This window comes from Jiangella alba (genome assembly GCF_900106035.1).
Classification (GTDB): Bacteria; Actinomycetota; Actinomycetes; order Jiangellales; family Jiangellaceae; genus Jiangella; species Jiangella alba.
The window spans coordinates 650,805-664,324 of record NZ_FNUC01000004.1 but is presented as its reverse complement, the minus strand read 5'-3'; the positions used below and the strand labels follow the sequence as shown (position 1 = coordinate 664,324).

General features: G+C 71.1%; 11 protein-coding genes. 7 read left to right on the top strand and 4 right to left on the bottom strand.

Annotation, left to right across the window (positions count from 1 at the left end; all coding sequences use genetic code 11):
- Window positions 1-15: 15 nt before the first annotated feature.
- A complete protein-coding gene (locus BLV02_RS20860) occupies window positions 16-612 on the top strand; it encodes a TetR/AcrR family transcriptional regulator (protein WP_141711430.1) in 597 nt (198 codons plus the stop codon).
- On the opposite strand, the gene BLV02_RS36610 is transcribed toward BLV02_RS20860, so the two are convergent.
- Entirely contained in the window at window positions 605-748 is a 144-nt protein-coding gene (locus tag BLV02_RS36610) for a GPGG-motif small membrane protein (RefSeq protein WP_171906670.1), read from the bottom strand. The two genes, BLV02_RS20860 and BLV02_RS36610, sit on opposite strands and share 8 nt — an antisense overlap.
- A gap of 100 nt (window positions 749-848) precedes the next feature.
- Here BLV02_RS36610 and purB point away from each other — a divergent pair, with 100 nt between their 5' ends.
- Both purB and BLV02_RS20850 read left to right on the top strand, forming a co-directional pair.
- Entirely contained in the window at window positions 849-2,282 is a 1,434-nt protein-coding gene (gene purB, locus BLV02_RS20855) for an adenylosuccinate lyase (protein WP_069109960.1), read from the top strand.
- 441 nt (window positions 2,283-2,723) lie between these two features.
- Complete coding sequence (locus BLV02_RS20850; protein ID WP_141711429.1) at window positions 2,724-3,032, top strand: hypothetical protein; 309 nt, start codon at window positions 2,724-2,726, stop codon at window positions 3,030-3,032.
- A gap of 52 nt (window positions 3,033-3,084) precedes the next feature.
- Here BLV02_RS20850 and BLV02_RS20845 read toward each other — a convergent pair whose 3' ends face one another.
- Window positions 3,085-7,413: a carboxypeptidase regulatory-like domain-containing protein gene (locus BLV02_RS20845; protein WP_069109958.1), complete on the bottom strand. Its 4,329-nt coding sequence runs from the start codon at window positions 7,411-7,413 to the stop codon at window positions 3,085-3,087.
- A gap of 367 nt (window positions 7,414-7,780) precedes the next feature.
- Between BLV02_RS20845 and BLV02_RS20840 the strand changes: the two genes are divergently transcribed.
- From BLV02_RS20840 to purL, 4 genes are all read left to right on the top strand, one after another.
- Complete coding sequence (locus BLV02_RS20840) at window positions 7,781-8,263, top strand: winged helix-turn-helix domain-containing protein (protein WP_069109957.1); 483 nt, start codon at window positions 7,781-7,783, stop codon at window positions 8,261-8,263.
- 159 nt (window positions 8,264-8,422) lie between these two features.
- Window positions 8,423-8,674 (top strand): phosphoribosylformylglycinamidine synthase subunit PurS, encoded by a 252-nt coding sequence (purS, locus tag BLV02_RS20835; RefSeq protein WP_069109956.1) that lies wholly within the window; start codon window positions 8,423-8,425, stop codon window positions 8,672-8,674.
- Complete coding sequence (gene purQ / locus BLV02_RS20830; protein WP_069109955.1) at window positions 8,674-9,345, top strand: phosphoribosylformylglycinamidine synthase subunit PurQ; 672 nt, start codon at window positions 8,674-8,676, stop codon at window positions 9,343-9,345. Before purS ends, purQ begins: the two co-directional genes overlap by 1 nt.
- On the top strand, window positions 9,342-11,594 hold the full coding sequence (gene purL, locus BLV02_RS20825) for a phosphoribosylformylglycinamidine synthase subunit PurL (protein WP_069109954.1): 2,253 nt from the start codon (window positions 9,342-9,344) through the stop codon (window positions 11,592-11,594). Before purQ ends, purL begins: the two co-directional genes overlap by 4 nt.
- On the opposite strand, the gene BLV02_RS20820 is transcribed toward purL, so the two are convergent.
- Window positions 11,558-12,925: an MFS transporter gene (locus tag BLV02_RS20820; RefSeq protein ID WP_069109953.1), complete on the bottom strand. Its 1,368-nt coding sequence runs from the start codon at window positions 12,923-12,925 to the stop codon at window positions 11,558-11,560. The genes purL and BLV02_RS20820 overlap by 37 nt on opposite strands.
- On the bottom strand, window positions 12,922-13,515 hold the full coding sequence (locus BLV02_RS20815; protein WP_069109952.1) for a winged helix-turn-helix domain-containing protein: 594 nt from the start codon (window positions 13,513-13,515) through the stop codon (window positions 12,922-12,924). The genes BLV02_RS20820 and BLV02_RS20815 overlap by 4 nt, the downstream gene beginning before the upstream one ends.
- Window positions 13,516-13,520 lie beyond the last annotated feature (5 nt).

Genomic DNA, 13,520 nt, shown 5'->3' with positions numbered 1-13,520 from the left:
GGTGTGCCCAAAGTCGTGGACCACGAACAGCGCCGGCGCGAGCTCGCCGATGCGGCGCTGCGGGTGGTGGTGCGCGACGGCGCGGCGGGCGCGTCGGTGCGGACGGTGGCGGCCGAGGCCGGCTGGTCGACCGGTGCGCTGCGGTACTACTTCTCCACCCAGCGTGAGCTGCGCGAATTCGTCGCGACGGTGGTCAACGAGCGGGTGAGCCAGCGCATCCGCGAGCGGCTGGAGGCCGAACGGGGCCGGCTGCCGTTGCTGGAACTGATCGCGGGGCTGATCGAGGAGTTGCTCCCCCTGGACGAGCGGCGGCGGGAGGAGTTCCTGCTGTGGCTCGCGGTGACGGAGTGGTCACGTCAGGACACGCTGGCCGGTGCGGAGGAGTCGTGGGACGGGCAGCGCCGCCTCTACGTCGAGGCGGTGTTCGCGCTGGCCGGGTTCGAGGGCGAGCCGGTGGACGTCGACCCGCGGGTGGCGACTTGGGCGGAGTATCTGCACGTCTTCGCCGACGGGCTGGCCACCCAGGCGATGTTCGTGCCCGCCCGGATGCCGCCGAAGCGGATCCGGGCGGTCCTGCGTGAGTTTCTCGCCGAGGTGCCGCGGCTCAGGTGAAGATGCTCACCCCGCCGGGGCCGACCAGCAGGCCGACGACGATCAACACGATGCCCCACAACAACTGGCCGCGGACCAGCGAGACGATGCCCCCGATCACGAGGATGACGGCCAGGATCCAGAGCAGGAACTCCATGGTGCCTCCTTCTTCTCATTCTCGACCTTTTGGTGCCCGAACGGCCGATCTCCAAACGGGTGGTGCCGACCGCCCGGGCGTCGTGCGGGAGAATGGAGCCGTGCCCGACAAGCCCGCGATCCTCGACGTCCTCGCCGCCCGCTACGCCTCGCCGGAACTCACCCGGTTGTGGTCGCAGCAGAACAAGATCGTCCTCGAACGGCGGCTCTGGCTGGCCGTGCTGCAGGCGCAGCGCGACCTCGGCGTCGACGTCCCCGACGGCGTGGTCGAGGCGTACCAGGCGGTGCTCGAGGACGTCGACCTCGACTCCATCGCCGCCCGCGAGCGGGTCACCCGGCACGACGTCAAGGCGCGCATCGAAGAGTTCAACGCGCTGGCCGGCCACGAGCACGTCCACAAGGGCATGACCAGCCGCGACCTCACCGAGAACGTCGAGCAGCTGCAGATCCGCCTGTCGCTCGAGCACGTCCGCGACCGCATGGTCGCCGTCCTCGTCCGGCTGGCCGCGCGCGCCGCCGAGCACGCCGAGACCGTCATGGCCGGGCGCAGCCACAACGTCCCCGCCCAGGCGACGACGCTGGGCAAGCGGTTCGCGTCGGCGGCCGACGAACTCGTCGTGGCGTTCGAGCGGGTCGAGGAGCTGATCGCGCGGTACCCGCTGCGTGGCATCAAGGGCCCCGTCGGCACCGCGCAGGACATGCTGGACCTGCTGGGTGGTGACGACGCCCGGCTCGCGGAGCTCGAGCGGCGCATCGCGGCGCACCTGGGTTTCGAGCGGGTGTTCACCAGCGTCGGCCAGGTCTATCCGCGCTCGTTGGACCACGACGTCGTGTCGGCGCTGGTCCAGGTGGCCGCCGGTCCGTCGTCGCTGGCCACCACGGTGCGGCTGATGGCCGGGCAGGAACTGGTCACCGAGGGGTTCAAGGCCGGTCAGGTCGGCTCCAGTGCCATGCCGCACAAGATGAACACCCGCTCCTGCGAGCGCGTCAACGGCCTCGCCGTCGTCCTGCGCGGCTACGCGTCGATGGCGGCCGAGCTGGCCGGCGCCCAGTGGAACGAGGGCGACGTGTTCTGCTCGGTCGTGCGCCGGGTCGCGCTGCCCGACGCGTTCTTCGCGCTCGACGGCCTGTTCGAGACCTTCCTCACCGTCCTCGACGAGTTCGGCGCCTACCCCGCGGTCATCGCCCGCGAGCTCGACCGCTACCTGCCCTTCCTCGCCACGACCTCCGTGCTGATGGCCGCCGTCAAGGCCGGCGTCGGGCGCGAGACGGCGCACGAGGCCATCAAGGAGCACGCCGTCGCGGTGGCGCTGGCCATGCGCGAGCAGGGCGCGTCGGAGAACGACCTGTTCGAGCGGCTGGCCTCTGACGAGCGGCTGGGGCTGGACCGTGCGCACCTCGACTCGCTGGTGCGGTCGCCGCTGGAGTTCACCGGCGCCGCACGCGCCCAGGTCGGCGCCGTGGTGGCCCGGGTCGACGAGATCGCCGCCGCCCACCCCGTGGCGGCCGCCTACACCCCGTCGCCGATCCTCTGAGCAGCAGAAACCCCGACGCGGAGTCCAAGCAACAAAGGCGACGCGCCGGGGTTCTAGGTCGGGATCGACGGTGTTAGCAGCACCTCCCCCAGCCACGATCAACGTACCGTCGTTGATGATGAGTTGACCAGGTGTCATCCTGATGGGCTAACACATCGGGATCCGCCCGGCGTAGTCCAGAGATGGGCTACCCGGCGGGCTGTTAGCAGCGGTTCACCGTGTGGCCACTCGAGAGAGGGGACACCATGAGGTCATCGGCCAGATCCTGAGGGTCTGTGGCCACTGATCGCATGAGCGAACGGGGTCGGCGAGAGCCGGCCCCGTCGTGTGTCGCCTGGCCGCTGACGGCAAAGAGGCGGGAAAGCGTGGGGAAGGCGGGCCTTCGTAGCGTCGTCGCCGCGCTCGCATCCGGGCGGGCGCAGCGAGCGCGGAGGAGATCCGATGTCGAACTTCCGAGGATTGGCGGTGGCCGGGCTGTCCGGCGCGGCGGTGATCGCGGCGGCGCTGGCCGGCACCGCACCGGCAGCGGCCACCGCACCGGCGGCGAGGACGGCGGCCGGTCAGATCGCGGTCGTGGACCAGAGCTCGCCGGGCGCTGAACGGGGGATCACCCGGCCCTGGCGCTACCACAGCACGCACTCCCAGAAGACCCGCTGCGAACTCACGGGTCAGGTGCTGAAGAGCAACGGCATCGCGACCGAGACCCAGTGCCGGTACGCCGGAGCCACCTGGCGCCTCTTCTACCGCTGAACGTGCGCCGGGGGCGGCGCCGCGCACGGCACCGCCCCCGGACGAGAACCTCCTACAGGTCGGGCCGGTCGGTCACGCGCAGGGCGTTGACGATCGGCAGCTGGTAGCCGAAGCGGTCGTGGAACTGGATGTTCAGCGGACCGCCCTGGTGCTCGACGGTGAAGGTGTGCTGGTCCGCCCACAGGCCGCGGACCTCGGCGGCCACGTCGTGGTTGACCAGCACGTAGGCGCCGTTGACGCTGACGTCGAAGACGCGGCGTCCGGGCAGCATGTTGGCCTGGAACTCGGCGAACCCGAGCTCCACCTCGTACGTCCCGGCGGGCACGTTGTCGAACCGGTAGCCGAAGATGCCGGACCGCCGGCTCTGGAACAGCTTGTCGTCGTCGGTGCCGCCGATGGCGCGGTTGGTGGACGACGTCTCCACCCGCTGGCCGACCCAGCCCCAGGAACCGGCGGCGAACTGGCGGTCCGCCTGCCACACGTCCAGGTCGCCGTCGGTGTAGGCGGCGCCGCCGGCGTTGACGCCCACCTGGTAGGCGGGCACCACCAGCGAGACCGGGACCTGGTGGTCCGGTACCCGCCCGGCGTTCGTCCCGATCGTCAGCGTCGCCTCGTAGCGGTTCGGCGCGAGGCCCGTGCTGTCGGCCGTGACGGTGACGGTCGCCGACTCGCCCGGCGCGAGCGTCCCGGACTCCGGGGACTCGGAGAGCCACGCGACGTCGCTGGCGTTGGGCACGCCGGTGTCGACGAGGTACGCCGTGTTGGTCAGCTGGCTGACCGCCCACAGCTCACCGGTGGCGTTCATCTCCAGCCCGGCGCCGGGGCCCTCGCCCTGCTCCGGGAACTCGATCGCCGAGATCGTGGCGCAGTCCGACGGGTCGATCTGGTAGATGTACGTGGTCAGCGAGCTGTTGACCATCCACAGCACGTCGGCCGTCGGGTTGTAGGCGAGACCGGCGATGGACGCGTCCTCGGTCGAGCACCGGGCGAGGGTGGAACCCGGGTCGGCGTGGGACTGGCCCGCGACGGTGTAGATGACGCCCTCGTTCCAGCCGCCGATGTAGAAGACGTCGTCGACGGGGTTGTAGGCGAGGCCGCGCTGCGAGGTTGCGGTCCACGGCGAGCCCGAGATGACGTACTGCTCGGTGCCGTCGGCGGTGTCGAAGCAGTGGATCGCGTTGTCTCCGGCGACGTTGACCTGGCACATCGCGCCGGTGCTGGAGTCCAGCGCCATGTCGCCGTTCCACGCTCCGCCCCAGTTGCCCGGGAAGACGGCGCCGGCCTCACCGGACGTGGAGAACTGGTGGTTGGTGATGGAGTCGGGGTCGGACACCCAGACGTCGCCGTCGAAGCCGACGCCCCAGGCGACGGAGACGCCGGTGGCCGGCCACTGGGCCACGACGTCGCCCGGCGCGGCCGGAGCCATGTCCCGCGACGCGAGGTCCGCCAGCTGCTCCTTGGAGTACGTGCCCAGCGCGTTGGTGGCGTGCTCGTCCACCTTCGAGCTGCCCATCAGAGCCGGTGTCGGAGCCGACTGCCGGCCGGTGCCGCGGTCGACCTCGGTGGCCTCCCAGGTCAGGTCCGCGGAGCCGGCGTTGGTGATGGTCACCTCGCCGGAGCGGGTCTGGCCCTCGGTGATGGTCCAGGACAGCTCGTCCGCCTCGACGACGGCGATGCCGGTGCGCAGCGCGTAGTCGACGGTGTTGACCTCGCCGTCCTGGTTGATCAGCACGTCCTCGGAGCCGCCCTCGTACCCGGCGCTGCTCGCGTTCACCGTGTAGGCGCCGAAGAACAACTGCATGGCGTAGTCGCCGTTCGCGTCCGTGGTCGCCTGCCGGACGACGGTGCCGTCGGGCGCGACGGCGTCCACGGTGGCGCCCACGATCGGCAGGCCGTCGTTGGCGTCGGTGACGGTGCCGGTGACGGACCCGTTCGGCGGCAGCTCGAACGTGATCGCCGTGTCGTCGGCCAGCGCGGCCTCGTTGAACGAGTACTGCAGGGCGTCGGTGCCGGTCGCGTTCTCGATGCCGACGGTCGCGCTGTTGCCGAGCTCGCGCGCCTGGGCCGGGTCGAGGTTGCGGTAGGCGAAGGTGACGGTGCCGTCCTCGTAGAGCGTCACGCTGAAGTCGATCCGCACGTCGGCGACGTTGAAGAACGACACGTTGCGGTACTCGATGACGAACCCGCCGTCGACGGTGTCGGTGTAGACCCCGCCGCCGGCCTGGATGTTGAGGTCGTCCCAGAACGGCGCCAGCGTGGCGTTGGGCGCGGCCGCGTTCGGCAGCGCCGCGTTGGTGTAGGCGGTGACGGGCGCGAGGAAGTTCACGTGCCCGTTCGAGGACAGGTAGGCGGTGTCGTAGCTGTCGCCGTAGAACGGGAAGCTGAACGGCAGCGCGACCGTGGCCGTCGCCTCGTCCCCGGTCAGGGCCACCGGATCGGTGCCCTCGACGTACTCCGACGGGCCGGTGGTGCAGAAGTAGCCGTAGCCGTCGGCCCGCTTCGGCAGCGCGAAGTCCAGCGTCGACGGCCCGCTGACCGTCAGCGCCTGCGTGAGCGGGTCGGCGCACCGGCCGCCGTCGGCGGTCAGCGAGTACGAGCCGGCCGGGACCGCCGCGAACGCGTACGTGCCGTCGGCGCCGGTCGTGACCGGGTCGACGGGGGCGCCGTCGATGCTGACGGTGGCGCCGGCGACCGGTGCCCCGGAGTGGGCGTCGGTGACGGTGCCGGTGACGGGGTGGCTGCTGGCCGGTTCCAGCGCGACGTCGAGCGTCGTCGCGGTGTCGGCCGTGACGGTGGCGGTGGACGTCGCGGTCTGGTAGCCGAACGCGGACACCGTCACGTCGTAGTCGCCGGTGGTGAGGGTGAGGGTGTAGGTGCCGTCGGCGCCGGTGGTGGTCTGCCGGTCCAGCGGCCCGGCGGCGGTGACGGTGGCGCCCTCGACCGGGGCGCCCGCGGCGGTGACGGTGCCGGTGATCGTGCCGGTCTCGCCGGTCGGCGCGGCGTCGATCAGCGCGAGCGCGTCGAGCCGGCCCTCGCCCCAGACGTTGTTGTCATCGGCGGTGCCGCCGCAGCTGAGGTCCTCGACGTCGATGGCGGTCTGGTCGAGCAGCGCGCGGGTGCCCTCGATGTCGCCGACCAGCGTCGGCGCGGCCGACCACAGCAGCGCGATGGCCCCGGCCGTGTGCGGGGTGGCCATCGACGTGCCGGACAGCAGGTTGTAGCCGCCGCCGTCGATCGACGAGCGCACGGCCACGCCGGGCGCGGAGATGCTCGGCTTGATCTCGCCGTCCTGGCCGGGGCCGCGGCCGGAGAAGTCGGCGATGGCGTTGTTCGAGTCGTACGCGCCGACGGAGTAGTTGATCGTCCGGCTGCCGGGCGAGCCGCTGCTCGAGCAGGAGTCGCCGCTGTTGCCGTTGGCCCAGACGCCGAAGATGCCGGCGTTCGCCCACTCGATGAGGATGTCCTCCATGAACGGGTCGTTGGACGGGAACCGCGACCCCCACGAGTTGTTGACGATGTGCGGGCGCTGCGACACGTCCGGGTTCTGGCCGTTCAGGTCGGTCGGCGCGAGCATCCACTCGCCGGACTCGATGAGGTCGGCGTCGGAGCAGGTGTTGCAGCCGTTCGCCGCGATCCACGTCGCGCCGGGCGCCACCCCGATCTGGTTGCCGCTGCCGTCGTCGCCGACCATCGTGCCCATCGTGTGGGTGCCGTGCGAGTTGCCGGCGCCCTCGAACGGGGTGTCGCTGGTGCCGGTGGCGTCGAACCAGTTGTAGTTGTGGTCGAAGCTGCCGCCGTTGTTGCCGCGGTAGTGCTGGACCAGCGCCGGGTGGTCGTAGTCGACGCCGCTGTCGATGTTGGCGACCACGATGCCCTCGCCGCGGACGCCGTACTGCGACCAGACGTCGTCGGCGTTGATGTTGGCGATGCCCCACTCGACGGCGGCCGTGCCCATGCCGCCGGACCCCTTCTCGTCGACCGGCTCGGGCTGGTCGTAGGTGCGCGGCGCCCGGATCTGCTCGACGCCGTCGAGTGCGGCGATCTGCTCGGCGAGGGCGCGGCTGCCGTCCTCGACCAGGATCGCGTTGGTGATCCAGTGCGCCTCGTAGCCGACGCCGCGCTCGTCGAGGAGCTTGCGGACGGTGGCCTGCGACTGGTCGGCGGTCGCCTTGAGCTGGTCGACCACGAACTGACCACGTTCGGTCCAGTCCGCGATGGCCGCCGCGGACGTCGTCCGCGCGGACGAGCTGAACCGGACCCAGAAGTCGGCGCTGTCCTTGACGGCGTCGGGGTCGAACACGCCTGGCTCGATCTTCGACACGGGCTCGGCCGGACGGCCGAATCCGGCCTGCGCCGGTGTGGCGGCCAGGACCGCCGACACCAAGGCGAAGACCGAGAGTACTGCGGCGAGATATCGCCGCCCTCGGTGGGCTGGAAGCTGCACGGTGGACCTCCTGTGTGGGCGCAACACGGCGGAGGGAGGTGGCCAGGCACCGTGTCACACGTGTCCGAAATGCGGTGCCGCCATCCTCGCGACGTCCGGCTACCGGCGACAAGGTCGGACGGAGGGCAAGATCGAGGCCGATGGCAGGCGATGTCACAGGCATTGACTCCCGGATGCCCGGGATTTAACCGGAAATATTCCGCGAGACATACCAAAACGTCGCGAAACCTGTCATGCTGCCAAGCAATCGGTGGGGCGATTTGCAGGGAGTTGGTGCGTGGTGTCCGCAGCGCCATACATTGAAGTGATCACGCCATTCGTCATCTGCGTCGGCACGACGCTGGAGGACTCGACCGCGATCGCCCAGGCGATCGACCGGCGGGCCATCGTGATGATCGCGCCGGACACAGAGGCGGCGCGCAGGCTGCTGGTCGGCGACACGGGCATACCCGACAGCCCGGCCGGCATGGAGGATCTCGAGACCCGCGTCATCGAACGCGGCTGTCTCCGCGTCGACCTCGTGTCGCGCCAGGTCACCTGGGGCGACGTCGACATCGCGCTGAGCGCACGCGAGTTCGACCTGCTCGCGACGCTCGCGACGGAGGCCGGGCGGGTCTGGACGTTCGAGGAGCTGATGGCGCGCATCTGGAAGACCCGCTACCTGGGTGACGCCGACCCCGTCGTGTCGGCGGTGAAACGACTTCGGCGGCGACTGGCGCTGGTGGTCGACGAACTGCGCGTGGTGTCCGTGCGCGGCGTCGGCTTCCGGCTCGTCGTCCCCGATTAGGGCGGCCGGTCCGCAGCGGCCGGTTCTGGGTTGGGTGCGGACGGCGGTGGTTCGGTCGGGGCAGGGTGCGGACCGAACCACCGCCGAGCCGTCGTCGAAGGGTCCGACTGGGTATCCTTGAGTACGCCCCCAGTTCTCCGCCGCGCGAGGAGCGTGCCCGTGGCCCGCGTCGTTGTCGACGTCATGCTCAAATCCGAGATTCTCGACCCGCAGGGCAAAGCCGTGCAGGGTGCGTTCGGCCGGCTCGGCTTCGAGGGTGTCTCCTCGGTCCGGCAGGGCAAGCGCTTCGAGATCGAGTTGGACGGCGAGGCGACGCCCGAGGCCGTCGCCGAGATCGAGCGGGCCGCCGCCACGCTGCTCGCCAACCCGGTCATCGAGGACTTCACCGTCCACGTGGAGGCCGGCGTCTGATGCGCGTCGGCGTCGTCACGTTCCCCGGCTCCCTCGACGACCGCGACGCCGCCCGGGCGGTCCGGGTCGCCGGCGGTGAGGCCGTCTCGCTCTGGCACGGCGACGCCGACCTGCACGGTGTCGACGCCGTGGTGCTGCCGGGCGGCTTCTCCTACGGCGACTACCTGCGCTGCGGCGCCATCGCGCGGTTCGCCCCGGTCATGGAGCCGCTGGTCGACGCCGCGCGCGGCGGGCTGCCGGTGCTCGGCATCTGCAACGGCTTCCAGGTGCTGTGCGAGTCGCACCTGCTGCCGGGCGCGCTGATCCGCAACGACCACCGCAAGTTCGTCTGCCGCGACCAGCCGCTGCGGGTCGAGAGCACGTCGACGGCGTGGACGTCCGGCTACGCGACCGGCCAGGAGATCGTCATCCCGCTGAAGAACGGCGAGGGCGGCTACGTCGCCGACCAGCGCACGCTCGACGAGCTCGAGGGCGAGGGCCGGGTCGTCGTCCGGTACACCGGCGACAACCCCAACGGCTCCTACCGCGACATCGCCGGCGTCACCAACGCCCGCGGCAACGTCGTCGGGCTGATGCCGCACCCCGAGCACGCGGTCGAGGCGCTCACCGGGCCGACCACCGACGGCCTCGGCTTCTTCACGTCCGTTCTGGAAGGACTGGTCCGTTCGTGATCGACACCGTCGAGCTGGCCGCGAAGACTCCGGACCAGCCGCAGCCCTGGGACGAGCTGGGGCTCAAGGAGGACGAGTACCAGCGCATCCGCGACATCCTCGGCCGCCGGCCCACCAACGCCGAGCTGGCCATGTACAGCGTCATGTGGTCCGAGCACTGCTCGTACAAGAGCTCCAAGGTGCACCTGCGCCAGTTCGGTGAGAAGGCGCCCGAGAGCGACGCGCTGCTGGTCGGCATCGGCCAGAACGCCGGCGTCGTCGACATCGGCCACGGCTACGCGGTCACCTTCAAGATCGAGTCGCACAACCACCCGTCCTACGTCGAGCCGTACCAGGGCGCGGCGACGGGCGTCGGCGGCATCGTCCGCGACATCCTCGCCATGGGCGCGCGGCCGGTCGCCGTCATGGACTCCCTGCGCTTCGGCCCGCTCGACGCCGACGACACGCATCGCGTCCTGCCGGGCGTGGTGGCCGGGGTCGGCGGCTACGGCAACTGCCTGGGCCTGCCCAACATCGGCGGCGAGGTCGTCTTCGACCCGTCGTACGCGGCGAACCCGCTGGTCAACGCACTGTGCGTCGGCGTCATGAAGCACGACGACATCCACCTCGCCAACGCGACCGGCGTCGGCAACAAGGTGGTGCTGTTCGGCGCCCGCACCGGCGGCGACGGCATCGGCGGCGCGTCGATCCTCGCGTCGGAGTCCTTCGATGACTCGAAGCCGTCGAAGCGGCCGGCGGTGCAGGTCGGCGACCCGTTCATGGAGAAGGTGCTGATCGAGTGCTGCCTCGAGCTGTTCGAGGCGAAGGTGGTCGAGGCCATCCAGGACCTCGGCGCGGCCGGCATCTCCTGCGCCACGTCCGAGCTGGCCAGCAACGGTGACGGCGGCATGTACGTGCAGCTGGAGAAGGTGCTGCTGCGCGACCCCAGCCTGACGCCCGGCGAGATCATGATGTCGGAGTCGCAGGAACGCATGATGGGCATCGTCACGCCCGAGAACCTCGACGCGTTCCTCGCCATCACCGAGCGGTGGGACGTCGAGACCGCGGTCATCGGCGAGGTGACGGGCACCGGCCGGCTGATCATCGACTGGCACGGCGAGACCATCGTCGACGTCGACCCTCGCACCGTCGCGCACGACGGCCCGGTGTACGAGCGGCCGTTCGCGCGGCCGGACTGGCAGGACTCCCTGCAGGCGTCCGGCCCCGACGGCCTCGCGCGGCCGGCCAGCGGCGACGAGTTGCGCGGCACCCTGCTGCGGCTGCTGGCGTCGCCGAACCTCGCGTCGAAGGGCTGGATCACCGACCAGTACGACCGCTACGTGCTCGGCAACACCGTCCTCGCGCAGCCCGAGGACGCCGGCGTGCTGCGCATCGACGAAGCGACCGGGCTGGGCGTCGCGATCGCCACCGACGGCAACGGCCGCTATGCCAAGCTCGACCCGTACACCGGAGCGCAGCTGGCGCTGGCCGAGGCGTACCGCAACGTCGCCACCACCGGCGCCACGCCGCTCGCCGTCACCGACGGCCTCAACTTCGGCTCGCCCGAGGACCCCGCCGTCATGTGGCAGTTCGCCGAGGCCATCCGCGGCCTGGCCGACGGCTGCCAGGCGCTCGGCACCCCGGTCACCGGCGGCAACGTGTCGCTGTACAACCAGACCGGCGACGCCGCCATCCTGCCGACGGCGATCATCGGGGTGCTCGGCGTCCTCGACGACGTCGCCCGGCGCACCCCGCAGGGCTTCCGCGAGTCCGGCCAGGTCATCTACCTGCTCGGCGACACCCGCGACGAGTTCGGCGGCTCCGAGTGGGCGTGGGCCGAGCACGGGCACCTGGGCGGGCGGCCGCCGTCGGTCGACCTCGCCGCCGAGCGCGAGCTGGCCGAGATCCTCGTCAACGCCTCACGCGACGGGCTGATCGACGCCGCGCACGACCTCTCCGACGGTGGGCTGGCGGTCGCGCTGGTCGAGTCGGTGCTGCGCCACGGCGTCGGCGCGCGGGTGTGGGTGCCGGACGGCCTCGACCCGTTCGTGTTCCTGTTCTCCGAGTCGCAGGCCCGGGCCGTCGCCTCCGTGCCGCGCTCGGAGGAGGTCCGGTTCACCGACATGTGCACGGCCAGGCGGTTCGCGCACCAGCGCATCGGCGTGGTCGACGACGGCGGCGTGCTCGACGTCCAGGGGCAGTTCAGCGTGCCGGTCGACGAGCTGCGCGCGGCTCACGAGTCGACGCTGTCCTCGGCGTTCGACGCCTGAGCCGCCGCGGCGGCCTTCGCCGCCTCGATGCGGGCGGTGGTCAGCCGCGGCAGCGCGTAGATCACCATCACCACGTGCAGTGCCGCGGCGACCAGGAACGGCAGCCGCAGGGCGTTCTCGCGGCTGAGCCAGACGTCGCCGACGGTGACCAGCACGCCGCCGAGCAGCGTGCCGACCGAGAGCGCGCCCCAGCCGAAGAACCGGTACACCGAGTTGACCCGGCCGAGCAGGTGGTCGGGGATGATCGTCTGCCGCATCGACACCGTGATGACGTTCCACAGCACGGTGAAGAAGCCCTCGAACACGAACACGACGTAGACGATGATCGGCGACGACAGCAGGCCGATGGCGCCCAGCGTGCCGCCGAGGACGACCAGTGACACGATCAGCGACGCGCCGGGGCCGATGCGGACGCTGACCCGGTGGGCGACCAGCGACCCGGCCACCGCGCCCACCGCCACCCCCGACAGCATGATGCCGAACTCCGTCGCGTTGAGGCCCAGGATCTCCTGCGCCAGCAGCACGTAGATGGCCATGGCGGCGGCCTGCAGGCCGTTCGCCGCGCCGAGCAGGAACGCCAGCGACCGCAGCAGGTGGTGGTTCCACAACCACCGCACGCCCTCGGCGATCTCCGTCTTCCAGTTGATCCGGCCGCTGCTGACCTTGCCCTTCGGCGCGAACTGCCCGGCCAGCATGAACACGAGCGCGGCGGCGATGCCGAAGGTGCCGGCGTTGATGAAGAACGGCAGCGCGAACGCCAGGCCCAGCAGCAGGCCGGCCAGCGGCGGCCCGACGAAGTTGTTGACGACGACCTCGGCGCCCCACAGCCGGCCGTTCGCCTTCTCCAGCCGGTCCTTCGCGACGACGGACGGCAGCAGCGTCTGCGCGGTGTTGTCGCGCAGCACCTCGGCCATGCCCAGCAGGAACGCCATCAGGTACAGCAGCCCCAGCAGGACGGCGCCGTTCTCGGGCACGTCGGCGGTGCCGCCGGCGATCTGGTCGGGCGTGGGCAGGTCGGACTGCCACGCCAGCACCACGAACGCGAACGCGCCCATGACGGCGAACCGCGCGATGTCCATGACGGCGACCAGCTTGCGGCGGTCGAGGCGGTCGGAGATGACCCCGGCCGGCAGCGAGAACAGCAGCCACGGCAGCCGGGTGGCCAGCGTGACCAGCGCGATCTGCATCGGGTCGCGGGTGACGGCGGTGGCCAGCCACGGGATCGCGACCGCCGAGAGCCCGTCGCCGAAGTTCGAGACGACCGACGCGCTCCACAGCTTCCAGTAGTTGCGGCCCAGCCCGGCCTTCGTCGGCGTCTCGACCGTGGTCACGCGGCACCGTCCTCGGGGTGTGGCAGGTGCCCGCGCTGCGTCGGGAAGATCCCGACGAGCAGACCATACGTCACCTCGCCGCCCCGTGGCTGGCGGGCGAACTCGTCCAGCAGCTCGTACAGGCGCTCCCGCCACTCCTCGGCCCGTTCCACCGGGATGCGGGCGTACCGGGCGTTCGTCGTCATGGGGAGGTCCTTGTGCGCCTCCGGGATCTGCGCGACCTCGGCCATCGCCTCGGCGAGCAGCCCCTTGGGCTCCAGCCCGATGCCCTCGAACGAGGCGCGGTCCCAGTCGTGGTACAGGAACACGCGGGCGGTGCGGCCGTAGTAGCGGGCCTCGATGGCGCGCACCAGTTTGGTGCGGACCACGTGCACCAGGCCCGCGTACTCCAGGACCTTCAGGTGGTGGCCGACCGTGCCCTTCGGCTTGCCCAGCGCGGCGGCCAGCTCTGTCGTCGTCGCGGCGCGCTCCAGCAGCAGGTTGACGATCTTCATCCGGGTCTCGTCGAACAGCGCCCGGTACTGCGCGGGGTCGGTGAGCTCGAGCTCGTCGGCGAGCCCATAGTCGGGAACGGCGGACTGGTCGGCCATTCCAG